Annotated in this window: 20 protein-coding genes; 7 read left to right on the top strand and 13 right to left on the bottom strand. The window is 63.5% G+C overall.

The window, feature by feature from the left end:
* Positions 1-154: 154 nt before the first annotated feature.
* Entirely contained in the window at positions 155-1,075 is a 921-nt protein-coding gene (locus LB566_RS29870; RefSeq protein ID WP_224629732.1) for a hypothetical protein, read from the bottom strand.
* Between the two features lie 352 nt (positions 1,076-1,427).
* Between LB566_RS29870 and LB566_RS29875 the strand changes: the two genes are divergently transcribed.
* Both LB566_RS29875 and LB566_RS29880 read left to right on the top strand, forming a co-directional pair.
* The gene (locus LB566_RS29875; protein WP_224629734.1) at positions 1,428-2,663 is read left to right on the top strand and encodes a helix-turn-helix transcriptional regulator; all 1,236 of its coding nucleotides are present in this window, start codon (positions 1,428-1,430) and stop codon (positions 2,661-2,663) included.
* Between the two features lie 390 nt (positions 2,664-3,053).
* Positions 3,054-3,233, top strand: coding sequence for a hypothetical protein (locus tag LB566_RS29880; RefSeq protein WP_224629736.1), 180 nt, complete (start codon positions 3,054-3,056; stop codon positions 3,231-3,233).
* Between the two features lie 223 nt (positions 3,234-3,456).
* Here LB566_RS29880 and gyrB read toward each other — a convergent pair whose 3' ends face one another.
* Positions 3,457-5,928, bottom strand: a complete 2,472-nt coding sequence (gene gyrB, locus LB566_RS29890) for a DNA topoisomerase (ATP-hydrolyzing) subunit B (protein WP_140550317.1) — start codon at positions 5,926-5,928, stop codon at positions 3,457-3,459.
* 419 nt (positions 5,929-6,347) lie between these two features.
* Positions 6,348-6,917, bottom strand: a complete 570-nt coding sequence (locus tag LB566_RS29895) for an NADPH-dependent FMN reductase (RefSeq protein WP_224629739.1) — start codon at positions 6,915-6,917, stop codon at positions 6,348-6,350.
* A gap of 231 nt (positions 6,918-7,148) precedes the next feature.
* On the opposite strand from LB566_RS29895, the gene LB566_RS29900 reads away from it, so the two are divergent.
* Entirely contained in the window at positions 7,149-8,519 is a 1,371-nt protein-coding gene (locus LB566_RS29900) for a cytochrome P450 (RefSeq protein WP_224629740.1), read from the top strand.
* A 21-nt stretch (positions 8,520-8,540) separates the two neighbouring features.
* Here LB566_RS29900 and LB566_RS29905 read toward each other — a convergent pair whose 3' ends face one another.
* The 7 genes from LB566_RS29905 to LB566_RS29935 form a co-directional block, all read right to left on the bottom strand.
* On the bottom strand, positions 8,541-9,515 hold the full coding sequence (locus LB566_RS29905) for a complex I NDUFA9 subunit family protein (protein WP_224629742.1): 975 nt from the start codon (positions 9,513-9,515) through the stop codon (positions 8,541-8,543).
* A 278-nt stretch (positions 9,516-9,793) separates the two neighbouring features.
* Positions 9,794-10,075, bottom strand: coding sequence for a hypothetical protein (locus tag LB566_RS29910; protein ID WP_140512869.1), 282 nt, complete (start codon positions 10,073-10,075; stop codon positions 9,794-9,796).
* Between the two features lie 236 nt (positions 10,076-10,311).
* Positions 10,312-11,313 carry an Ldh family oxidoreductase gene (locus LB566_RS29915; protein ID WP_224629744.1) on the bottom strand — a complete coding sequence of 334 codons (1,002 nt, stop codon included), beginning with the start codon at positions 11,311-11,313 and terminating at the stop codon, positions 10,312-10,314.
* Positions 11,314-11,394: 81 nt separating this feature from the next.
* Positions 11,395-12,204: an ABC transporter permease gene (locus LB566_RS29920; RefSeq protein WP_224629746.1), complete on the bottom strand. Its 810-nt coding sequence runs from the start codon at positions 12,202-12,204 to the stop codon at positions 11,395-11,397.
* Positions 12,204-12,869, bottom strand: a complete 666-nt coding sequence (locus LB566_RS29925; RefSeq protein ID WP_140497260.1) for an ABC transporter permease — start codon at positions 12,867-12,869, stop codon at positions 12,204-12,206. Before LB566_RS29925 ends, LB566_RS29920 begins: the two co-directional genes overlap by 1 nt.
* 233 nt (positions 12,870-13,102) lie before the next feature.
* Positions 13,103-13,903: a transporter substrate-binding domain-containing protein gene (locus LB566_RS29930; RefSeq protein WP_140550310.1), complete on the bottom strand. Its 801-nt coding sequence runs from the start codon at positions 13,901-13,903 to the stop codon at positions 13,103-13,105.
* A 53-nt stretch (positions 13,904-13,956) separates the two neighbouring features.
* Complete coding sequence (locus tag LB566_RS29935; RefSeq protein WP_140559774.1) at positions 13,957-14,772, bottom strand: ABC transporter ATP-binding protein; 816 nt, start codon at positions 14,770-14,772, stop codon at positions 13,957-13,959.
* Between the two features lie 211 nt (positions 14,773-14,983).
* Here LB566_RS29935 and LB566_RS29940 point away from each other — a divergent pair, with 211 nt between their 5' ends.
* From LB566_RS29940 to LB566_RS29955, 4 genes are all read left to right on the top strand, one after another.
* Positions 14,984-15,856, top strand: coding sequence for a dimethylarginine dimethylaminohydrolase family protein (locus LB566_RS29940; protein WP_224629748.1), 873 nt, complete (start codon positions 14,984-14,986; stop codon positions 15,854-15,856).
* Positions 15,826-16,500, top strand: coding sequence for a TetR family transcriptional regulator C-terminal domain-containing protein (locus LB566_RS29945; RefSeq protein ID WP_224629750.1), 675 nt, complete (start codon positions 15,826-15,828; stop codon positions 16,498-16,500). Before LB566_RS29940 ends, LB566_RS29945 begins: the two co-directional genes overlap by 31 nt.
* Positions 16,497-18,077: a 5-guanidino-2-oxopentanoate decarboxylase gene (locus tag LB566_RS29950; protein WP_224629752.1), complete on the top strand. Its 1,581-nt coding sequence runs from the start codon at positions 16,497-16,499 to the stop codon at positions 18,075-18,077. The genes LB566_RS29945 and LB566_RS29950 overlap by 4 nt, the downstream gene beginning before the upstream one ends.
* Positions 18,078-18,290: 213 nt before the next feature.
* Entirely contained in the window at positions 18,291-18,998 is a 708-nt protein-coding gene (locus tag LB566_RS29955) for an SDR family NAD(P)-dependent oxidoreductase (RefSeq protein WP_224629755.1), read from the top strand.
* Here the strand turns inward: LB566_RS29955 and LB566_RS29960 are convergent.
* From LB566_RS29960 to cmk, 3 genes are all read right to left on the bottom strand, one after another.
* Positions 18,983-20,749, bottom strand: a complete 1,767-nt coding sequence (locus LB566_RS29960) for a DUF998 domain-containing protein (protein WP_224629756.1) — start codon at positions 20,747-20,749, stop codon at positions 18,983-18,985. The genes LB566_RS29955 and LB566_RS29960 overlap by 16 nt on opposite strands.
* Positions 20,750-20,966: 217 nt before the next feature.
* Positions 20,967-22,664, bottom strand: a complete 1,698-nt coding sequence (gene rpsA / locus LB566_RS29965; RefSeq protein WP_140497246.1) for a 30S ribosomal protein S1 — start codon at positions 22,662-22,664, stop codon at positions 20,967-20,969.
* A gap of 203 nt (positions 22,665-22,867) precedes the next feature.
* Positions 22,868-23,518 carry a (d)CMP kinase gene (gene cmk / locus LB566_RS29970; RefSeq protein ID WP_224629758.1) on the bottom strand — a complete coding sequence of 217 codons (651 nt, stop codon included), beginning with the start codon at positions 23,516-23,518 and terminating at the stop codon, positions 22,868-22,870.
* Positions 23,519-23,594 lie beyond the last annotated feature (76 nt).

Below are 23,594 nucleotides of genomic sequence, written 5' to 3' on the forward strand. Positions count from 1 at the left end.
ACAAGGACGGCACCATGATGCTGCTCGGCGACGCCAAGAAGATGACCGAGGAAATCGTCAAGGCCATGGATCACTGACCCGACGGTGTTGATCACAACGAACGGGAGCCCGGTTCGATGCCGGGCTCTTTGGTTTCCTGGTGTCACGTCCGCATTCAACGGCTGGTCAGGAACACCTCCTCCTCATCGTCGCGCTGCCTGCCGCCAAGGGCGGCGGCTGCACTGGCGATGAAGGCGCCGATGACAAGCGACAGGGCGCCGAGAAGCGCAAAGGTGGCGCTTGCCTTCCTCGCCGCGTCGGCTGCTTGCTGCGCCTTGACTTTCGCGTCTTGCGCTTTCGCAAGCAGCGTGTCGACCCGCGTCTTGGCGTCTGCCTCGGAGAGGCCGGTGCGCGCGGCGACCAATTGTGCAAGGTAGGTCTTGTCTTCAGCCGACACCTCGCCTGCGGCGGCACCGGCGATCAGGATGCGAGAGGCCTGCCCGGCCGCGGCGGCTTCGTCGCCTGGATTGGCAGCCGCGAGCTTCGTTGGATCAGCCGGCCGGAACAGCGAATCAACCAGATAGGAGGTCGCATTGTCGACCGAGGCGTTGCCGGCATTGGCGGAGGCGCCGGCTGACGCTCCCATTGCAGCGCCGGCAGCCACATTGGACGCGGCCTGTACGCCCGAACCAATCGCGGCGGAAAGCGCCGAGCCGAGCACGCCGACGACCAGCAATGTGGCGAGTGCCCAGGCGAGGAAGCCGTGCGCGGTATCACGGAAATAGACCTCGTCGGTGTGAATGCCGACCCATTTGGTGCGCAGTCGGCCCGCCAGGTACCCGCCGACGCCCGACGACAGCCATTGCACGACAATGAGCCAGATGGCAGTCGATACCGCGAAAGTGGTGGCCGAGGCACCGGAACCCGACCACGGCGAAATCATGCTCAGTCCAAGGCCCGAGCCGAGCAGCATGAGGATGAAGGTCAGCGTCGAAGCCGCGAAGGCGCCGGCGATGATGGGGCCCCAACTGACGGCCGTGGCCGACGATTCCGTTGAAGTTGACGCGCCGACAGCCGTTAGGGTGGAGGACTGCATGGCGGCCCCCTATCGCATGAAAAGCATGAGGAGAATGATGATCGGAATCGGAACTCCTAGCAACCAGAGTAAGATGCCGCGTCCCATGAAAGCCTCCTGCAAGAGATTGTGATCAACATCGTCACAATGTCTTGGAAGGCCTTCTGTTCCGGCGCGGCTTCATTATTGGCGCGCGTGGAGCACGCAAGGATTCAAAAAGCTGGCTGGGTGAGACCTCAAATGTCCAGGTTGGCCGATTGCGGTCTCATCGGCACCAGATCCCGCAAAGCGGAGAAACTATGCCGATTGACCGGGGCTCCCTTCCCTGAAACGATAGTTACGGCGGGGGAAAGCAAATGAATCTTAAGCGGATTTGGCTATTCGCGATCGTTCTACTGCTGGGCGCACGATCGAGAGCAGCAGCTGGTGGAAAGGGTTCAACGTGATCGGCTTGGACGGAGTCTCCGCCAACGCGTTATCCGACACCATCGGCACGATCTATGACTGCGCGCTCGATCCGCACCAGTGGCCCGACACTTGCCGAAAGATTGCCGCACTGTGCGAAAGCACGGGGGGCGGAATATGCGTTCATGATATGCGGCAGGTGCAAAATGACCAGTTGTTTGTCTTCGGATACCAGCCAGAATTCCTTGATAGGCTGGGGAGCCACTATGCAGAAAGTCCGATGGCGGCAGCGGATATCGTCGCCGAAATCGGCCACGTCAGCGCCCTCTCCATGGAAGAGCTCGAATTGGCCGAAAGCCGGTTCCATAGAGAAGTGCTGAAGCCGTTCGGACTACTGGATATAATCTGGTTTCCGGCGTTGAGGACTGGGGGGCGGATGGCCTCGATGCACGCCTCCAGGAGCGACGCGGCTCCGCAGTACCAACAGCGCGAAATCAGCCTGTTCAAACTTCTTTCACCACATGTCTGCCGCGCGCTCGCGATCTCAGATGCACTCGACATTAGAGCGCTGAGGTCGGAAATGCTGGAAAAGACGCTTGATGTCCTTGTCGCGGGTGTTTTCCTTACCGCACGGGATGGCCGCGTGGTCTATATGAACGCCGCTGCCGAGCGCCAAGTCAGAACCGGCAATTCCATCCGCATCGTGAACAACCGAATTTTTCCCGCCGATCCCGCGGCGCGCGCGGCGCTGTCGAAATCCATCGACGAGGCGTCGCGAGATGACATCGACAAGGACATGAGCGAACATTCCGTGGCGATCCCCGGTGTGGACGGCGCCGGCTATGTCGCAACCCTCCTTCCGGTCGATCGCGGCGAGCGACGCGGCATTGTCGCGCCGTTTGCGGCATCGGTCGCACTGTTCATGCAGGATCCCGTTCAGTCACCACTCATGCCGGGCGAGGCCTTTGCCAGACTCTATAAGCTGACCGGCGGCGAGCTCCGTGTGCTTCTGGCGCTTGCCCAAGGGCTGAGCGGCAAAGAAGCGGCTGACATGCTCGGCATCAGCGAGCCGACCGTGCGCACCCACTTGCAGCACATCTTCTCCAAGACCGACACGCCCCGGCAGTCGGACCTCCTGCGCCTGTTGCAGAACTCGACGCCAGCGATCCGGGGCCCACAGCGACCGGCATTGGGCCGGTCCTGACGCGGCCTGGCTCTCGATCGTGACCTAGGCGGCCGGACCGGCGAAACCGCGATCAACTGCGTTTTTGAGCGCGGCGAACTATTTTCCGTCATCCACAATGTCGGCGGCATCGCCAGCTGGCCGGTGAAAATGGCAGGTACGCTGCCCATGGCCGACGAGCCCGAGCTGCAAGACCCGAAGGCGGCACGGCAAAATACCAATAACAGTCTCATTGGTTCCGATGATGCGGCGGCTGCGGTCGATTGCATAACATCTCGCATCGCCAATCTTGGACGGTCGCCATGCTTGCTCCTGCCGAACCGCTGGCTTCACTTTGGACGACACCGTCGGAGAGCCCTTTGATCTCATGTTTCTCGAGCATCGGCCGGCATGCAGAAGGATAGGCAACAGATGGAACCGCAAACGACTTCCCTCGCATTAGCGAAAGAGAGAACGCTCCAGGAGACAGAGCATACATTCGCGATGCGGCTTGCACGGGTGTTCAAACGTGCGAAGAAAGCTCCCATCGAGAGCTATCCGATCACCTCCGCGGAGAAAGCTCTGATTGCCAACCTCATGGCGATGCGTTGATAGCGCAAACTTGCCGCCAGCATCCAGCCACCAACAAGGATATCGGCCGCCAGCCGCGGCTCAGTATCGTCCCGCGAGCCATAGAGCTGGCTCCGACAAGTCCCGCCATAATACCGATCGCATCGAGCGCGATTAAAACAAGCCCTTCCGGGAATGTCTGGCGCAGGCTGCCTCTGGGCGCACGCGAACGAAGTCGCAGAGGTTTGTGGCGCGCGTCCAGCGCTCAAATGTCCAGGTTGGCCACTGAAAGCGCGTTGTCCTGGATGAACTCGCGCCTCGGCTCGACCTCGTCGCCCATCAGCCGCGAGAACAGCGAATCGGCATCGGTGGCGTCGTTCACCTTGACCTGCAGCAGCGAACGCACGTTCGGATCGAGCGTGGTTTCCCAAAGCTGCTCGGCGTTCATCTCGCCCAGGCCCTTGTAGCGCTGCATGGTCAGGCCCTTGCGGCCGGTCGCGAACACCGCGTTGAGCAGTGCCAACGGTCCCGAGATGGGTTCCGAGACATCCTTGCGGCGCAGCACGGGCGGCGCCCCATAGACCTCGCTGAGCCGCTGCGCGTAGCGGTCGAGCTGTCGCGCATCGGCTGAATTGATCAGCGCCATGTCGAGATGGGCGTATTCCTTGACGCTGCGCACCGTGCGTTCGAAGACATAGCCGCCGATACCTTCATTCGAAGTCGACATCCGGCCGGTCCAGCCGCGCTCGGTGTCCTCGGCAATGATGTCGAGACGTTGCGCGATCCGCTCCGCCATCGCATTGGCCCGACCAAGATCGGCGACGATGTCGGCGTTCAGTCCGCCGGCGATCGCCGCCTGTTCCACGACGCCCCTGTTGTAGCGCGTGTGCAGACCGTTGATGAGTTGGCGCACGGCAAGCGCATCGTCGATTGCCGCCCGCAGGTCCTGCCCGGCGCGAACCTCGCCGGAGCCGAGCGTGAGCGAGGCTTCTTCCAGCCCCGAGCCGATCAGGAATTCCTCGAACGCGCTTTCGTTCTTGATGTATTGCGAGCTCTTGCCGCGCGTCACCTTGTAAAGCGGCGGCTGGGCGATATAGAGATGGCCGCGTTCGATCAATTCCGGCATCTGCCGGAAGAAGAAGGTGAGCAGCAACGTCCTGATATGCGCGCCGTCGACGTCGGCGTCGGTCATCAGGATGATCTTGTGATACCGCAGCTTGTCGGCGTTGAACTCGTCCTTGCCGATCGACGTGCCGAGCGCGGTGATCAGCGTGCCGATCATATCGGAACTGAGCATGCGGTCGAAGCGGGCGCGCTCGACATTGAGGATCTTGCCGCGCAGCGGCAGGATGGCCTGGTTCTGGCGCGAGCGGCCGCCCTTGGCGGAGCCGCCGGCCGAGTCGCCCTCGACGATGAAGATCTCGGACTTCGCCGGATCGCGTTCCTGGCAGTCGGCAAGCTTGCCGGGCAGCGAGGTGACGCCCAGCGAGGTCTTGCGGGTGATGTCGCGCGCCTTGCGCGCGGCCTCGCGCGCCGCCGCGGCCTGGATCACCTTCTCGACCACGACCTTGCCTTCGCTCGGATGCTCTTCGAGCCAGGTGCCGAGCGCCTCGTTGACCAGCCCTTCGACCACGGGCCGGACTTCAGAGGAGACCAGCTTGTCCTTGGTCTGTGAGGAGAATTTCGGGTCGGGAACCTTGACCGACAGCACTGCCGTCAATCCCTCGCGGCAATCGTCGCCGATCAGCGAGACCTTTTCCTTCTTGGTCAGGCCAGAGGAATCGCCATAGCCGGTGATCTGACGAGTCAGGGCGCCGCGAAAACCGGCGAGATGCGTGCCGCCGTCGCGCTGCGGGATGTTGTTGGTGAAGGCCAGCACATTCTCGTGGTAGCTGTCATTCCACCACATCGCCACTTCGACGGTGATGCCGTCGCGCTCGGCTCTGATGGCGATCGGCTTTTCGATCAGCGGCTTCTTCACCCGGTCGAGATATTTGACGAACTCTTCGAGGCCTCCGTCATAGTGCAGTTCATGCTTCACAATGTCGGCATGACGGGCGTCGGTCAGCACGATGCGCACGCCGGAGTTCAGGAAGGCAAGCTCGCGCAGCCGGTGCTCCAGCGTGCCGTAGTCGAACTCGACCATCGTGAAGGTCTCGGACGACGGAAAGAAGGTGATTTCGCTGCCGCTGCGGCCTTCATAGGTGCCGGGCTGCTTGTTCTGCTCGTAGGTGCCGGTGACGCTCAGCGGCGCGTCGGCATTGCCATGCGTGAAGCTCATCTCGAAGATCTGGCCATTGCGGCGAATCTTGAGCTTCAGCCAGGCCGACAGGGCGTTGACCACCGAGACGCCGACGCCGTGCAGGCCGCCCGACACTTTGTAGGAGTTCTGGTCGAACTTGCCGCCGGCATGCAGCTGCGTCATGATCACTTCGGCCGCCGAAATGCCTTCGCTGGGATGGATATCGGTGGGAATGCCGCGCCCATTGTCGATGACGGTGACCGAGCCGTCGGGATTGAGCGTCACCGTGACGAGGTCGGCATGGCCGGCCAGCGCCTCGTCGATGGCGTTGTCGACGACCTCATAGACCATGTGATGCAGGCCCGAACCGTCGTCGGTGTCGCCGATATACATGCCGGGCCGTTTGCGGACGGCATCCAAGCCCTTCAAAACCTTGATGGAATCTGCGCCGTATTCGGCTTCGGCGCCGTTGGCGTTCTCAGTCTGGTCGCTCATGAAAACCTGTTGTCTAGAGGCGGCTGGTGGAGCGCGAAAAATCGCCCCGAATCGCGCTTTCAATATCGCCTAGATATAGGCCCTAAAGGTGGTTTTTCCAAGGTTTGCAGGCATTTCCGGGCGCAAAAGCGCACTGTCGGCCAGCGATTGGCGAGAGCCTTTGACCCTGGCCAGCCAGGCGCGCAGGAATTTAGATCGTGAACGTGTATCTTGACGCCGGCTGTCCCTTGCGGTCGAGCTCCAACCTCCCGTCCAGCGCCTTCGAAAGCACGGCCGAAATTTCTGGCGACTTGCGCGTAATCGATATAGGCAACCACCAGATTGCGCTGCCACCCGGTATAGGCAGGGTCGCCGGCCGCGAGCGCTCGGGCTTGCGCAAGTCTCTTTCCGTCGCTGCGGTGGCGGAGGTCAAAAAAGCATCAGCCGGCGCGCATCGGCTTCAGCGCCTCGCTCCAGCGCAGCAGCTCGTCCAGCATGGTTCTTGCCCCGCCCTGCACCTGCTCGCTGGCTTCGAAGGAGCCATCGGTTCCCAGCAGCTTCTGGTACAGCGGCAGCGCGATGCCTTCCGGAACCGGCATGATGCCGACGGAGGTCAGCAGCGGCTTGACCGCCTGTGCCGCGCGCAGGCCGCCGGAAACGCCGCCATAGCTGAAGATGGCGGCGGGCTTGTATTTCCATTCGCGCGAGAGATAGTCGATCGCGTTCACGATGGCGGGTGCGACGAAGTAATTATATTCCGGTGCCACGAAGACGAAGGCGTCGGCGGCATCGACGGCCTTCGACCAGGCCTTGGTGTGATCGTTCAGGTAGTTGCCGAGCCTGGGATGGTGCGGCTCGTCCAGCACCGGCAGATCGAAGGCGGCGATGTCGGTCAGCACCGGTTCGAACTTGCCGTGCTCGCGCGCGAACCGCTCCAGCCAGTGCGCGAAAACCGGTCCGGCGCGGCCCGGCCGGGTGCTGCCGATGATGATGTTCAACTGGTGCTTCAAGGCGGGCTCCTTCGATTGACGGTATCTGTTGGTGACCGTGACCTACGGCAGAGCGCCATAATGGACAAGACCGCGCCGTTTGGCGGGCGGTCACAATCAGATGATGGGAGCATCGCTCCGTCCCTTCGAGGTAACGGCTTTTACCGTCCGTCGCATGGACGCGCCGTGCGTCAGTCACTACATTTGGACGGAGGCAAGGACTAGCGCGACGCGCTTGCCAGCGGAGCAACCATGGACACCCAGCCCGCCCCCTTCGTTCCGCCGGCGCCGAGGCCGCGCACATCGCCGCCCTCGACGCTGGAGATGATGCGCATCGTCTACCGCAACCCGCTCGAACTGTGGGGCGAGCCGACCTACAACGAGCCCTGGATATCGGTGAACGGCGTCGGCGGACCGCTGGTCATCGCCAACGACCCCGGCCTCATTCGCCATGTCCTGGTCGACAATGCCAGGAACTACAAGATGGCGACGGTACGCCAGTTGATCCTGCGGCCGATCCTGCGCGACGGCTTGCTGACGGCCGAAGGCGAGGTCTGGAAACGTTCGCGCAAGGCGATGGCGCCGGTGTTCACGCCGCGTCACATCTTTGGTTTCGCCGGGCCGATGCTCAAGCGCACGCTCGAATTCGCCTCTCGCTACGAGGATGGCGGCATCTCCGACATCGCCCACGACATGACACTGCTGACCTACGACATCCTGGCCGAGACGCTTTTCTCCGGCGAGATCGCGGGGGAGCCGGGCAGTTTCGCCAAGGAGATCGACCGGCTGTTCGAGACCATGGGCCGCGTCGATCCGCTAGACCTGCTACGCGCGCCGGAATGGCTGCCGCGGCTTACCCGCATCCGCGGCCGCAAGACCATGGCCTATTTCCGCAAGATCGTCAGCGATACGGTCAAGATACGCGAACAAAAATTCAGGCGCGATGCCGATGCCGTGCCGCAGGATTTCCTGACCCTCCTGCTCAAGGCCGAGGGGCCGGACGGGCTGACACGCCCGGAAGTCGAGGACAATATCATCACCTTCATCGGCGCCGGCCACGAGACCACGGCGCGAGCCTTGGGCTGGACGCTCTATTGCCTGGCCGAGGCGCCATGGGAGCGGGAAAAGATCGAGCGCGAGATCGATGCCGTGCTGGCGCGCGAGCCCGATCCGACGAAATGGCTGGACGCCATGCCGCTCACCCGCGCCGCCTTCGACGAGGCGCTCAGGCTCTACCCGCCGGCGCCGTCTATCAACCGCGAGCCGATCGAGCCGGAAAACTGGAAGGATCTCCACATCCCGAGGCGCGCCGCCGTGCTGGTCATGCCTTGGGTCGTCCATCGTCACAGGAAGCTGTGGGACAGGCCGGATGCGTTCCTGCCGGAGCGGTTTCATCCGGGAAACCGCGAAAAGATCGACCGTTTTCAGTACCTGCCGTTCGGCGCCGGGCCGCGCGTCTGCATCGGCTCCAGCTTCGCCATGCAGGAAGCGATCATCGCGCTCGCCGTCCTGCTGTCGCGTTTCCGCTTCGACTCCATCGCGCAAACCAGGCCGTGGCCGGTCCAGAAGCTGACCACGCAGCCGCAAGGCGGGCTGCCGATGCGGATCACCTCGCGCCTGTAGTCGCCCGTCATCGGCCTATCGTCAGACCGCCGGTTTGCGCTGGAACTGGCCGGCCGCGCGAAAACGCCAGAGATAGCTGGGCAGGATCGTGCCCAGCGCCTGCGGCTGGATGCCGAGGCCGGCAAGCGTGCGGTTGGCCCTGGCGGCCTCCTCCGACACGACATTGTGCTCGCGCAATTGCAGCACCTGATCCTTGGTCAGCAGCGGGTTGGGCAGGAGGCCCAGGATCGACGCCTGCAGGTTCGCCACCCACCACGGCACCGGAACCAGCAGGCGCTTGCGCTCGATCACCGCGAGCATTTCCTGCATGCTTTCCTTGAAAGTAAGCACCTGCGGGCCGCCAAGCTCGTAAACCTGGCCGCCCTTGACCTTGCCGTCGACCGAGCGCGCCACCGCTTCGGCGACGTCGCCGACATAGACCAGCTGGAACTTGGTGTGGCCGCCGCCGATCAGCGGCAGTGCCGGCGAATAACGCGCCATGTTGGCGAAGCGATTGAAGAAATTATCTTCCGGCCCGAAATTGATCGACGGTCGCAGGATGACAGCGTCCTTGACCGTCTCCAGAACAGCCTTTTCACCAAGCGCCTTGGTGCGTGCATAGTTGGATGCGGCTTCCAGGTCCGCGCCCAGGGCCGAAATATGCGTCAGGCCGGCGCCGGCGGCGCGTGCCGCTTCGGCCACCGCGCGAGCGCCGAATTCGTGCACGGCCGTGAATTTCTGTCGGCCGCTCTCATGCAGCACGGCAACCAGGTTGACGACGTGATCGGCACCCTGCACGGCGCGGTCGACAGACCAGCGCACGCGCACATTGGCCTGCACCGGCTGGATCTGGCCGACATTGCCGAGCGGCTGCAAATGGCCGGCGAGATCGGGCCGGCGGCAGGCGACCCTGATGCGATAGCCGCGCTTGGCCAAGGCCCGCACCACGTGGCGGCCGACAAAGCCCGACCCGCCGAAAATGACGACGAGCTTGGGGGTCTGCAGGATTTCTGTCATGGCTGGCTCCGGCGCTCGAAAGCTTGGCTGAAGCCGTTTCATAATCGGTTTCGCGTCAAACGCAAAGGGTGACGCGTCGTCGCTGCCGCCCTGGTTCTCAGAGCAATTCCAGGAAAAAGTGTGAAGCGGCTTCCCAGGAAAACAGCTTGGGAATTGCGTCAGGACAAAAGCGCTTCAGAACGCCTTGCCTGACGCAGAAAACCCCGCCGAGGCGGGGTTTTCCGGATGACATCCATGCGAAGCCAGGGGCCGACGGAGCGGCCTGACCTGAGACGGTATCAGGAGGGCGTGAAGCAAGTACGCCCACCCCAGCCCTGGACATCCGACATGGTGCCACCGACCTTCTTGCAGGCCGCGATGAAATCGGCGCTGCAACTGGCGAATTTCGCGTGGCCGTTCTTGCAATAGTGGTCCTCGGTGGCGCCGCCGCCCGGCGCGGCGATGACGCCTGGACTGGACGGCTTGACCGGCGCGGCCTTCAGGTTGGCCGCCTGGGTCGCGCCCATGAACGAGCCGAGGAGAAGGACGGCGGTCAAAATGGTGGTCTTGGTGCTGGTCATGATGGTTTCCTTTCATTGAGGTTGGTTTTTCCGGGACGCGAAGGGCATGCCTTGGCGTGAAGCAGGTTTCGATGTGACGTGCTGTTCCCCGGTCTGGATCGGGCAAGCTCATCCTGCCCTGGACAAGCATTGGTCGCCCCGACGCTCGAAAAGGTTCAGACCGCGCGCGAAAAAAAACGCATAGCCATGCCGCAGGCAGGCGCCGGCAGCTAATGAGCTGAAAAGAAGGAATTATTTCAGGCCGAATAACGCTCGGCGAATTCGGAAATGCGCTGCACCACGGCCTTGGACACGTTGATGCCTCGTGCCTCGGCCTTCTCCGTCGCCTCGGCCCGGGAGCGGCCCGGTATGTGTACGCCGTAGCGCCGGCGCAGCCGGTCGAGCTGATCCTTCATCCGCTGCTCGAAATCCGGATCGAGCAGCTTGGGCTCGACGGCCAGCACGAACAGGCCGGTGCCGGGATTGTCCGGGCCGCCGGTGAACCAGGGCGCATCGAGCGACCAGTTTGCGCCCGACAGACCCGCCGCCAGCACCTCGACCATCAGCGCGATGTTGGCGCCGCGCTGGCCACCGAAGGCGAGCATGGCGCCTTTCATGGCTGCGGCCGGATCTGTAGTGGGATTGCCGCTGGCGTCGAGCGCCCAGCCTTCGGGGATTGTCTTGCCGTCCTCGGCCGCCTTGCGGATATTGACGAAGGCGGTGGCGCTCGACGATTGGTCGATGACCAGCGGCGGGCCGTCGGCGGCGGGTGCGGCGAAGGACATCGGGTTGGTGCAATAGACCGGCTTGACCGAGCCCGAACCGGCAAGCACGGCGGGACCGTTGGTGGCGGCGAAGGAGACCAGCCCCTGCGCCGCCAGCCTTCCGGTAAAGTAGCCTAGGGCGCCGCACGTATAGGCGTTCTTCTGCGAGAAGATCGCGACGCCGAACAGTCTTGCCGCCTTGGCGAGATCGTCCATCGTACGATCGAAGCCGGTATGCGCCAGCCCCGCTTTTGCATCGGAAAGATAGACTGCGAGCGCCGGCCGGGTGATCACCGGCTCGGCATTGCCGTCGATGCGGCCGGCCTCCAGCGCTTCGAGATAGTCTATGAAATGCGACAGCCCGACGGTCGAGAGTCCTTCCGCCTCGGCTGATATGATCGAGGCGGTGAGCGATTGCGCCGCTTCCTCATTGGCGCCCGCACCCAGCGCCGCCATGCGGCACAGCCCGGTTGCCTGTTCGAGACTGAGTTGCATGGCGATTGCCTTTAGTGAGTAGTGAGTAGTGAGTAGTCAGCAATGGGTGGTGGCGGCCAGCCACTTCCTACTCACCAGGTCCTAGCCGATCTTGTTCGGAATCCGCGCCTCGATCCTGCCGAAGGCGAAGACCAGAATGCCGGTGATCGCCATATAGATCAAGGCAAGCAGCAGCAAGGGCTCATAGGTGAGGTAAGTGTCCTGTCTGACCTTCGACGAAACGGCGAAGATGTCGATGACGCTGATGGTCGCCACCAGTGGCGTCGATTTCAGCTGCAGCACGGTTTCCCCGGTCAGCGTCGGCAGCGCCCGGTAGAAGGCCTGCGGCAGCCAGATACGCCGGAAGATCTTCCAGCGGCTCATGCCGAACGCACGTGCGGCTTCGAGCTGCCCCTTCGGCACACCGGCAAAGGCGCCGCGCATCACTTCGCCCTCGTAGCCCGCGAAGGAGAGCGTCAGCGCCAGGACGGCATAAGGCCATGCCTGCCTGAGATAGGGCCACATCCAGGATTCGCGGATCCACGGATATTGCGGAAACAACGAACCCAGCCCGTAGTAGAGCAGCCACAGCTGTAACAGCAGCGGCGTTCCCCTGATGACGGTGCAGAAGACCTTCGCCGGCGCCGCGAACCAGATCGGGCCGCCAGCCTGTGCCAATCCGACCGGCACCGCGATCAGGAAGCCCAACAGGCAAGTAACGGCCAGGATCCACAGCGCGCGCCAGATGCCGAGCAGGGCCAGGCCGTAATATTGCGGCAGCCAGTCCCAGCGCATGAAGAAGGCCGCGGACAACACCAGCCCGAGCGCAATCAGCATCAGCACGATGCGATGCGGTTGCAGCCAGAGCGAGGCGCGGGCCGCGCTGTTGATGATGGCCGCTTCGCTCGCCATCAGCGCGCTTCCTTGATCGACGGCATGCCGCGCCGAGCCCATTTCTCGACGCGACCAAGAACGAGGTTCGAAAACAGCGTCACGGCCAGATAGAGCATGCCGGCCGCGAGGTAGAATATCAGATAGGCCTTGGTGACGCCCGCCGCCTGCCGCGTCGCCAACGTCAATTCGAAGAAACCGACCACGGCCAGCAACGCCGTATCCTTGGTGGCGATCAGCCACAGATTGGCGAGACCCGGAATGGCGAAGGGCAGCATTGCCGGCAATGTGATGCGCCGCAAGAGAAGGCCGGGAGACATGCCGTAGGCGCGGGCGGCTTCGATCTGGCCTTGCGGGACGGCAAGGATCGCGCCGCGTATGACCTCGGTCGAGTAGGCGCCCTGGACGAAACCGAGCACCGCGATGCCGGCCACCAGCCCGCTGATGTCGACGCGCTGATAGCCCATGGCGGTCAGCATCTGGTTTATCAGGTCGGTGCCGGCGTAGTAGAGGAGCAGGATCAGCACCAGTTCCGGTACCGCGCGCACGATGGTCGTGTAGACCGCCAGCAGGTCGCGCACCACGGGGCCGCCATAAAGCTTGCCATAGGCACCGCCGGTTCCGATCAACAGTCCGACGATCGTGGCGCCGACGGCGATCTCAAGCGAATGCAGCAGCCCGAGCATGAGCGTCCCGCCCCAGCCGACGGGCGCGGGCGACAGAAGTTCGATGATGCCGGCCGCCGAGGCCGGAAGAAATGAATCGATCAGCTTCGCCCCCGGATTGCTGGCTCAATCCGCCGGCGCGAGCGGCCGGCGGCAAGGGTGCGTGGGAAAGGTCGGGCCGGAGGACTTGGCGTCAGCACCTTGTCTTCCAGCCCATGCGATGGTCGTCAGTCCGACTGCGTGGCATCGCCACGTCAGTTCGACTGCGCGCCATCGCCGCCATATATGTCGAAATCGAAGTATTTCTTCGAGATCTCGTCATACTTGCCGTTGGCGCGGATCGCCTTGATGCCGGCGTTGATCTTTTCCTTCAACTCGGTGTCTTCCTTGCGCACGCCGGCGCCGACGCCCGGTCCGAGCACTTCGTCGTCCGGAGCCACCATGCCCTTCAGGTCGCAGCAGGCCTTGCCCTGGTCGGTCTTGAGAAACTCGCCAAGCGCGATGGAATCGGCCTGCACCGCATCGAGGCGCCCGGCGGCAAGGTCATTGTTGGCCTCGTCCTGCGTCTGGTATTCCTTGATCTCGGATGCCGTGGCGCCGAAATGCTTCTTGGCGTAGACGGCATGCACGGTCGACACCTGGACGCCCAGGATCTTGCCCTTGAGGTCGTCCGGCGCGGAGCCGAATTTCTGGTCCTTCGGTCCGATGATCGCCGTCGGCGTGTTGTAGTACTTATCCGAGAAGTCGATCGTCTTCTTGCGTTCGTCGGTGATCGACATCGAAGAGACGATGAGGTCGATCTTCTTGGTGGTCAGCGCCGGGATGATGCCGTCCCAGGCGACGGGCGTGATGACGCAGTCGAGCTTCTCCTCGGCGCAGACCGCGTCGATGAAGTCGATCTCCCAGCCGACCCATTTGCCCGAAGCATCCGGCGAGGTGAAGGGCGGATAGGGCTCGGCGGCGACGCCGATCTTGACCGGATCGGCCTTGGCCACGCCCATGGCGGCGACGCCGAGCAGCAGCGCTGCGGCGAACGTCTTCAGAACAGTCTTCATTTCACGACTCCCAGTTTGTTGTTGGTTCCCGGTTTTCTTCCGCCCTCGGTTTGCTAGCCGATGTTGCGGATGAATTGCTTGAGCCTTTCGGATCTGGGCGCGCCGAAGATCTGCTCCGGCGGGCCTTCCTCCTCGACCAGTCCATTGTAGAGATAGACGACATGCGTCGCGACCTCGCGCGCAAACTTCATCTCGTGGGTGACCAGCACCATGGTGCGGCCTTCGCGCGCCAGGTCGCCGATCACTCTAAGCACCTCGCCGACCAGTTCGGGGTCGAGCGCCGAGGTCGGTTCGTCGAACAGCATGACGCGCGGATTGATCGCCAATGCGCGAGCGATCGCGGCGCGCTGCTGCTGGCCGCCCGACAGGTAGGCCGGATAGACGTCCCGCTTTTCGGCGAGGCCGACGCGGACGAGCAGCTTTTCGGCCTGGGCGATCGCCGCGTCGCGCTTGACGCCCAGCACATGCACGGGAACCTCGATGACGTTCTCGATCAGCGTCATGTGGCTCCACAGATTGAAATTCTGGAACACCATGCCGAGCTTGGAGCGGATGCGTTCGATCTGCTTGCGGTCGGCCGGCACGGTATGGCCGTGGCTGTCGGCCTTCAGCTTTATCTCCTCGCCATTGACGCGAATGATGCCGCTGGTCGGATTCTCCAGGCAGTTGATGCAGCGCAACAGCGTCGATTTGCCTGAGCCCGAACCGCCGATGATGGCGATGACCTCGCCGTCGCGCGCCGACAGCGAGACGCCCTTCAGCACATGCAGCTCACCGAATTTCTTGTGCAGGTTCTCGACGTGGATGGCTTCGGCGGCGCCGTTTTGCGCCTCACCGGATGGGGCTGCGGCAACTCCCGCCGTGCTCAACGGGTGACCTCCGTGTGGTCGATGGCAGCTCGTCGAACGTCTACCCGGCTAATCAACATACGCTGTACTGCCCCGCTCCAGACTTCAGCATGGACCCAACAGCGCGAGCCCGTCAATCCCGCTCATTACGGCACTTGCGGCCTTGTTGTGCAAGTGTATAAATAGCCTTTCATGAAATTTTCTCGATTTTTTTCAGCTAAGAAGGGCACCGATGAGCGCTTTCGGATCACAGTCCATGGCGGCGACGCTGCGGCGCGTGCTGATGCGGTCGGCTGCCAACGCCATGCGCGACGCCGACAGATCTGCCTGGCACTATGGCCCGGGGTTCAATCCGGCGAAAGCTGCCTCGCAGCACACGGCCCTTGCTGAGTTGGTGGCGGCTTCCGGCGCTGAAATCGAATGGATCGAAGACAAGGCCGACGGACTTTCGGATTCGGTGTTCACGCACGACCCCTCGCTGATGACGAGTCGCGGCGCGCTGATCCTGTCCATGGGTAAGCCATTGCGCGCCAGGGAGCCCTCGCTGCATGAGGAAACCTACACAAGGCTGGGCATTCCGATCCTCGGCCGCGTCGAGGCTCCTGGTCAGGTCGAAGGCGGTGATTGTGTCTGGGTGGACGCCCGCACGCTGGCGATCGGGCGCGGTGTCCGCTCCAACCAGGAAGGCATCCAACAGGTTTCCAACCTGCTGACGCCGCTGGGCATTTCCGTCTACGGCTTTGATCTGCCGCTGTGGCAGGGCGAAGAGGCGTGCCTGCATCTGATGTCGGTGATCAGCCCGTTGGCCGACGACCTCGCGCTGGTTTATTCACCGCTTTTGCCGGCCCCGTTCTATCAAATGCTGAAGGCACGCGGCATCCGGCTGGTCGAAGGCGACGCCGGGGAGTTCGCTTCTTCCAACGGCCTCAGCCTTAACGTACTGCCGACCAGCCCGCTCAAGGTCATTGCCGTTGCAGGCTTTCCCAAGACCAAGGCCGCGATGGAGGCCGCCGGCTGCATGGTTGAAGTCTTCGAGGCGGATGCGCTCTGCATCGCCTGCGAAGGCGGGCCGACATGCCTGACGCGGCCGATCCTGCGCCAATGAATGCGCCATCCCGCCGCAAGTTCCGTCGCGAGGGCGAGGAGCGGCGGCGGCAGGATCTGATCGAGGCGACCCTGGACAGCGTGGCCGAACATGGGCTGCAGGGCGCCACCTTGCGTACCATCGCATTGCGTGCCGGCGTCACCGCCGGGCTGATCCGGCACTATTTCCCCGGCAAGGAAGAATTGCTGCAGGAGGCCTATACGGCACTGGTCGGCCGCATGACCGAGCAGGCGAAAGCAGCATTGGTCATGGAAGATGCCTCGCCGCGGCAACGCCTTGCGGCTTTCGTCACCGCCAATCTCAACGCGCCGATCATCGACGCGCGGGTCTTTTCGCTCTGGGCAACCTTCATCGGCCGCGCCGGTGCGGATCCGACCCTGGCCCGTGCCCACCGCGAAGGCTATCTCGGCTTTCGCAACGAGGTGGAGGCGGTTGTGGCCGAAGTGCTCGCCGCCGAACAGTGCAAGCCGGACTCAAGCCAGTTGCGCCACCATGCCATCGCGATCAACGCGATCATCGACGGACTCTGGATCGAAGGCTGCCTGGCCGGCGAGATGTTCTCGCCCGGCGAATTGGCGGCGATCGGGATCAAGGCTGTCGAAGCCGAGCTCGGCCTCGAGCCGGAAAGGGGAGAACACCAATGACGACCATTGGCGAAGCGTTGATTTCACTGCTCGAGGCGCATGGCGTCGACACCGTCTTCGGTATTCCCGGCGTCCATACGGTCGAGCTTTATCGCGGGTTGGCGCGTTCGAGGATCCGCCATGTCACGCCGCGCCACGAGCAGGGCGCGGGCTTCATGGCCGACGGCTATGCGCGCGCCGGCGGTCGGCCGGGCGTGGCCTTCGTCATCACCGGGCCGGGGCTGACCAACACCATCACCGCCATGGGACAGGCGCGTGCCGATTCGGTGCCGATGCTGGTGATCTCGGGCGTCAACGCCACGCCGACGCTGGGCAAGGGCCTGGGCTTCCTGCACGAACTGCCGGACCAGCGCGGCATGATGGAAAAGGTGGCGCTGTTTTCGCAATGCATCACCGAGGCCGGCGAACTGCCCGGTGCGCTCGCCCGTGCCTTCGCACTGTTTTCCTCATCGCGACCGGGCCCGGTGCATATCGAGATTCCGACCGACGTCATGGTCAAGCCTGCGGATGGGATCGCGGCGGAGCTGAGCAATGCCGCGCCGCCGGCCGCTGCCGTCTCGGCCATCGCCGCGGCGGCCAGCCTTTGTGCGACGGCCAGGCTCCCGCTCATCCTGGCCGGCGGCGGCGCCAAGCGCGCCGAGGATGCGCTGCGGCGCCTGGCCGAAAGGCTGGGCGCGCCGGTCGTCGAGACGACCAATGCGCGCGGCCTGCTCCACCGTCATCCGCTCTGCGTGCCGGCCAGCCCCAGCCTGAAAGCCGTGCGCGCGCTGATGGGCGAGGCCGATCTGGTCATTGCCGCCGGCACCGAGTTCGGCCCGACCGATTATGACGGCTATGGCGATGGCGGATTTGTCCTGCCGGCCAATCTGATCCGCATCGACATCGGCGCCGACCAGCTGGCGCGCCGTCCGGCGACGGTGGCCATCCAGGCCGACTGCGCCGAGGCAATCGAAGCCTTGCTTGCCGCGCTCGGCTCGGCCGACGAGGACAGGGAGGACGGGAAGAACCGCGCCGCGGCGGCGCGAAAGGCGGCTCGCGCCGAACTGACCCCCGTCCATGCGGCGCAGGTCCATGCGGTGGAAGCCATCCGCGACGCCTTGCCGGGCGCGATCATCGTCGGCGACTCCACCCAGCCCGTCTATGCCGCCAACCTCTATTACGATCACGACCGGCCGGGCGGCTGGTTCAACGCCGCCACCGGCTTCGGCGCGCTGGGTTACGGCCCGCCGGCGGCGGTGGGCGCGGCGCTCGCCATGCCCGACGCGCCCGTCGTCTGCCTCACCGGCGACGGCGGCTTCCAGTTCACCTTGCCCGAGCTTGGCGCGGCGCTCGATGCCGCGGCACCCGTTATCTTCGTCGTCTGGAATAACAGGGGCTATCGCGAGATCGAGACTTCGATGCTCGACGTCGGCGTAGAACCCGTCGGGGTGTCCCCGGCACCGCCGGATTTCTGCAAACTGGCCGAGGCCTATGGCATCGGCGCCGAACGGCTCGCAGATGTCGACGCCTTGCCGCTCGCGCTGAAGCGCGCCCGGGCAACGGGGCTGCCGCGCGTCATCGAAATCACGGTCGATTGAAACCTCACGCCGGCGTCGATTTTCCAACCTGCACCGTGGCCATTCGCCGGCTTGGCTTTTGCGCGGCATCGATCGCCGCTGCCCGACACATGCAAAGACGCGACGGCTGCCATGTCGAGATATCAATTGAGTGATCGCATGAAAGGCGCGACGCTTCGCGTCGGCGCGGCGAAACAAGCGACATAATCAAAAAAATGACAGGAGCGGTCCAGGATGACGGAAACACTTCAGGGCAGGCATATCGTTGTGACCGGTGGGACCGGTGCGCTCGGCGGCGCGGTCGTCGGCAAGCTGCTGGGCGAGGGCGCGGTCTGCCATGTGCCGAACGCCCATGCCGCGGCACCTTCGCATTTCCCTTTCACCACCCATGAGAACGTCAGGCTGGCGCACAATGTCGACCTCTCGGACTCGGCCAAGGTCGAAGCCTTCTATGCCCAGGTTCCCGCCCTGTGGGGATCGATCCATCTGGCCGGCGGCTTTGCCAAGGCGCCTGTGGAGAAGATCGAATCCGCCTCCTTTGCCGAGATGATGGATACCAATGCCCGCACCGCGTTCCTGTGCAGCCGTGCGGCGGTGCGCTCGATGCTGGCGGCGGGCACCGCCGGCCGCATCGTCAATGTCACGGCTCGCGCCGGGCTCGATCCGCGCCGCGGCTCGGGCATGGTCGCCTATGCCGCCTCCAAAGCGGCGGTCGCGGCGATGACGGTGGCGATGGCCGAAGAGCTGAAGCACCAGGGCATCCTGGTCAATGCGGTGGCGCCCTCGACGCTCGACACGCCGGCCAACCGCGCCGACATGCCGGATGCCGATTTCAGCAAATGGGTCAGCCTCGAAGCGGCGGCCGAGGCCATCGCCTACCTTGCCTCGCCCGCCAACCAGGCGATGAGCGGCACGCTGGTACCGCTCTACGGCCGGGCTTGAGCGGAGGCCGTTGAAACAGGGCAGGCAGCATCCGATCCATCGGCATTGCGATAGCTGTAGAAGCGCAGCGGCGAGGAAGCATCCGTCGGGCACTCCCTGAGCCATGCCGGCGGATGCCCCTCCATCAGCGCCGCGGCGAAGGGATAGGCGGCTTCAAGATAGGGCGACGGCGGCTCTCTCCACGCGCACAGCGCGACATGCGTCGCCTTGGACGCATCGAGAAACGCGCGCGGGTCTACGGTCGACGGATCAAGGAAGCGATAGCTACGTTCGATCCCAACAGCCGACCGGTGATTGGGGATGGTCACCACCTTCGGACCTTTGGCAAGAGCGACAAAATACGATCCGATCAGCGGTGGCGAAAGAACAACGGCGCCTGCCGGCCAATCCTGTTGCGGCTCAAAATGGCCGAGATCACAACTGTCGGCGAACTCGGCAGCGGGAATCGAGGACTGCGATGGTCTCACCGATAGGTGGTATAGCGCCATTGTTCCGGACAAAACGAGACCCGGCAGGATCAACGCATATTTCGATGATGCCGCTGACACCGGAGATTTCAAATAGCGAGCCAGTCTCGCATCTGGCGCCAGGAGACTCGCCAGCACGAAGATCAGGCCAATGCCGGAAAAAACCGGAAGATAGCGGAAGTAGCGGAGATAATCGATCGCCAGTACCAGCGCGAGCAGCGAAAACAGGGCCAGTATGATGAGAGGCCGGCTTCGGCCATGCGGTCCAAGGCAGATGACGACCGGGGCAAGTGCGCCGGTAAACAGCAGCACAATGCTTGCAAAGCCGGTCGACAGAACGAAATCAGGGCGCTGGAACAGACTCAACTCCTGAAGAATCCTGTTGAGCATATTGTCGCGAACATAGGCATCGAGCGAGCCATAAGGGCCGGCTAGGCATTGCGGGAACAACAGCATCAGCGCCGCAACGCTGGCAGCCGCGAACACCAGCAGAATTGCCGCGCGCGTGGCCCATCCTCCGCGCCGGCCGAAAAGCGGAGGCACGACGGCAAATGAAAGCCCGGCCGCGATCAACGCCGTCATATGCGGCGTCGAATAGGTGTCGCATCTGACGGCGGCATAGGCTGAAGGTGGCACGATCGCGACGAACAGGCCGATCGCGCCTATGGCCAAGGCCAGTCCAAAACCAGAGACCCTGTTTTCACCGCCTTCGCGGCCGAATATCCAGTCAAAGGCGTAGATGGCCATAACCAGGGCATAGAACGGCGCGAACTCGGCGCTGACGGCAGTCGCCAAGGCCGCAAGCAGCCCATTTATGAAGGAAGCAAAGCGATTTTGAGACAGCATCAGTACCAGCGCCGCCAGTAGAAGCAGGATCTGCAGATTGTGATAGTCGATCCTTCCCGGAGCGAATTCGAAGAGGCTACGGGCGGCAAAGATCAAAGCCAGCGGCAACGCAACGGCCGGGCAGGCGACGTCCGTGGCGATTACCAGTTGATTGTAGCAATAAAGCGCGGGCGCAAGCAGCAGCAGCGGGACGGCAAGGCTCGCCAGCATCAGCGCCGGCTCGAAGCCGGCGAACGGTGCCAGCAGGCGCGCGAAGGCGGCATAGGGCAGATCCGCGATCCATGGCCAATGTGAGATATAGGGTTCTGGCTGGGCAATGCCGGGCATGGTCCGGTCGAAGATATTGCCCGTTTCAAGCAATGTGCGGACTTCATGCAGTTTCAGGAGGTCATCCGCGTCGCGATTGAGCCGGAATCCCAGCGACCACAGGGCCGTCATCAAGACAGCCATTCCGCAAAAGCAGAAAAAGGCTGGCGACCGGAGGTAAAGACGGGCCAGCCTTGAAGATTCCAATGCCGAACAGTCGTCGCCATTGCGCATGGAAAGTCTCCCCTCGGACTACTGGCAAATACGCGACGAAATTTATCTTCCCGTAAAGAAAAACCCCGCCGGAGCGATCCGGCGGGGTTTTGTTTCGGGCCTGTGCGAAAGGCGATTAGCTGCCCTGCTTCTTCAGCGCCGCGCCCAGGATGTCTCCCAGCGAGGCACCGGAGTCGGTCGAGCCGTACTGGGCGACCGCTTCCTTTTCCTCGGCGATTTCCAGCGCCTTGATCGAGACCTGCAGCTTGCGGGTCTTCTTGTCGAAGGCGATGACGCGGGCGTCGACCTTCTGGCCGACGGTGAAGCGCTCGGGGCGCTGCTCGTCGCGGTCGCGGGAAAGGTCGGAGCGCTTGATGAAGGTCTCGATGCCGCTTTCGACCAGCCGCACTTCCAGACCGCCATCCTTGACGCCGATGACCTCACAGGTGACGACGGCGTTCTTGCGCAGTTCGCCTGAAGTCGCCGCTTCGCCAACCGTGTCGCGGGCCAACTGCTTGATGCCGAGCGAGATGCGCTCCTTCTCGATGTCGACGTCGAGCACCTGCGCCTTGACCATGTCGCCGCGATTGTACTCCTCGATCACCTGCTCGCCCGGACGGGTCCAGTCGAGGTCGGAAAGGTGCACCATGCCGTCCACGTCGCCTTCCAGGCCGATGAACAGGCCGAACTCGGTCTTGTTCTTGACCTCGCCCTCGACCTGGCTGCCGACCGGATGGCTGCGCGCGAAGGCTTCCCACGGGTTCTCCAGCGTCTGCTTGAGGCCGAGCGAGATGCGGCGCTTGGCCGGATCGACTTCGAGCACCACGACATCGACTTCCTGCGTCGTCGACAGGATCTTTCCGGGGTGCACGTTCTTCTTGGTCCACGACATTTCCGAAACGTGGATAAGGCCTTCGATGCCCGGCTCCAGTTCGACGAACGCGCCGTAGTCGGTGATGTTGGTGACGGTGCCCTTGATCTTCTTGCCGATCGGGAACTTGGTGCCGATCTCCGACCACGGATCGCTCTCGAGCTGCTTCATGCCGAGCGAGATACGGTGCGTTTCCTGGTTGATGCGGATGATCTGCACCTTGACCGTCTGGCCGATGTTGAGGATCTCGGTCGGATGGTTGACGCGGCGCCATGCCATGTCGGTGACATGCAGCAGGCCGTCGATGCCGCCGAGGTCGACGAACGCACCGTAGTCGGTGATGTTCTTGACCACGCCTTCGACCACCTGGCCCTCTTCGAGGTTCTGCACGATTTCCGAACGCTGTTCGGCGCGGCTCTCCTCGAGCACGGTGCGGCGCGACACCACGATGTTGCCGCGGCGGCGATCCATCTTGAGGATCTCGAAAGGCTGCGGGTTGTGCATCAACGGCGAGACATCGCGGATCGGGCGGATGTCGACCTGGCTGCGCGGCAAGAACGCCACGGCGCCGTCGAGGTCGACGGTGAAGCCGCCCTTGACCTGGTTGAAGATGACGCCTTCGACGCGCTCACCCTTGGTGAACTTTTCTTCGAGACGCACCCAGCTCTCTTCGCGGCGAGCCTTCTCGCGCGACAGCATGGCTTCGCCAAGCGCGTTCTCGATGCGCTCGACATAGACTTCGACCGTGTCGCCGACCTTGAGGGTGGATTCCTTGCCCTTGGCACCGAATTCCTTCAGCGGCACGCGGCCTTCGACCTTGAGGCCGACGTCGATGATGGCCATATCCTTTTCGATCGCGGTGATCGTGCCCCGGACAACCTGGCCCTCGCCGGAATGGCCGGCGGTGAATGATTCTTCGAGCATGCTCGCGAAATCGTCGCGAGAGGGATTTGCTACAGACATTGTTTCTCCTGGAATGCCACGCATCTTTAGCGGGGCGTGCGCCGTGGGTTAGCGTTGCGTTGGCCTGCCGGCGTTCCGGGCAAAGAGCCCTTGGCCGCTTAAGGCGGCAAGTCCGGCGCATGAAGAATGCTGGCAGGCTGGTTCGTGCCCGATATGGGTATTTCCTTCGCCTCCAGCAACGGAAGCACGAGGGAAAACCCGGATCAGGCCTTGTTTCCCTTGGACAGCACGTCGTCGATGACAGCTCTGGCCGCGAGAAACGCGGCTTCTATAGCCATTTCGCTGGTATCAAGCAAGTGCGCGTCGGGGGCAGGTTTCAGGGGCGAGTCGGCGCGGCCCATGTCACGCTCGTCGCGGCGCCGGATATCGGCGAGGATTTCCGCGAAATCGGCCGTGCCGCCGATGCTCTCGATCTCGGCCAGCCGCCGTCGCGCCCGCACCTCGGCGCTCGCGGTCACATAGAGTTTGATGTCGGCATCGGGGCACACCACGGTGCCGATGTCGCGACCGTCGAGCACGGCGCCCGGAGGGGATTTGGCAAACTCGCGCTGTTTCTCCACCAGGATGCGCCGCACCGTTGGAAACACCGCGACCTTCGAGGCCGCTTCGCCAACTGCATGAGCCGACAGCACGGCCCGGTCGAGCTTCGCCAGGTCGACTTGGCGCGCTGCCGTCTCTGCCGCCGAGACATTGTCGAGCGGCAAGCCAAGCCGCAGCAAGGCATGGGCGACGGCACGGTAGGTGAGGCCGGTGTCGAGCAGGTTCAGTCGGTAATGATCAGCCAGGTGGCGGGCCAGCGTGCCTTTGCCGGCTCCGGCGGGACCGTCGATGGCGATGGTGAAGACGTGTGTCATTGGCCACTCGCCGCGATTGAAAGGTGCGAAGAATACGGCGAATGCCGCGTTCCTTCGCGCCCACCTCTGTCCTGCC

Source organism: Mesorhizobium sp. CA13 (genome assembly GCF_020165235.1).
Lineage (GTDB): Bacteria > Pseudomonadota > Alphaproteobacteria > Rhizobiales > Rhizobiaceae > Mesorhizobium.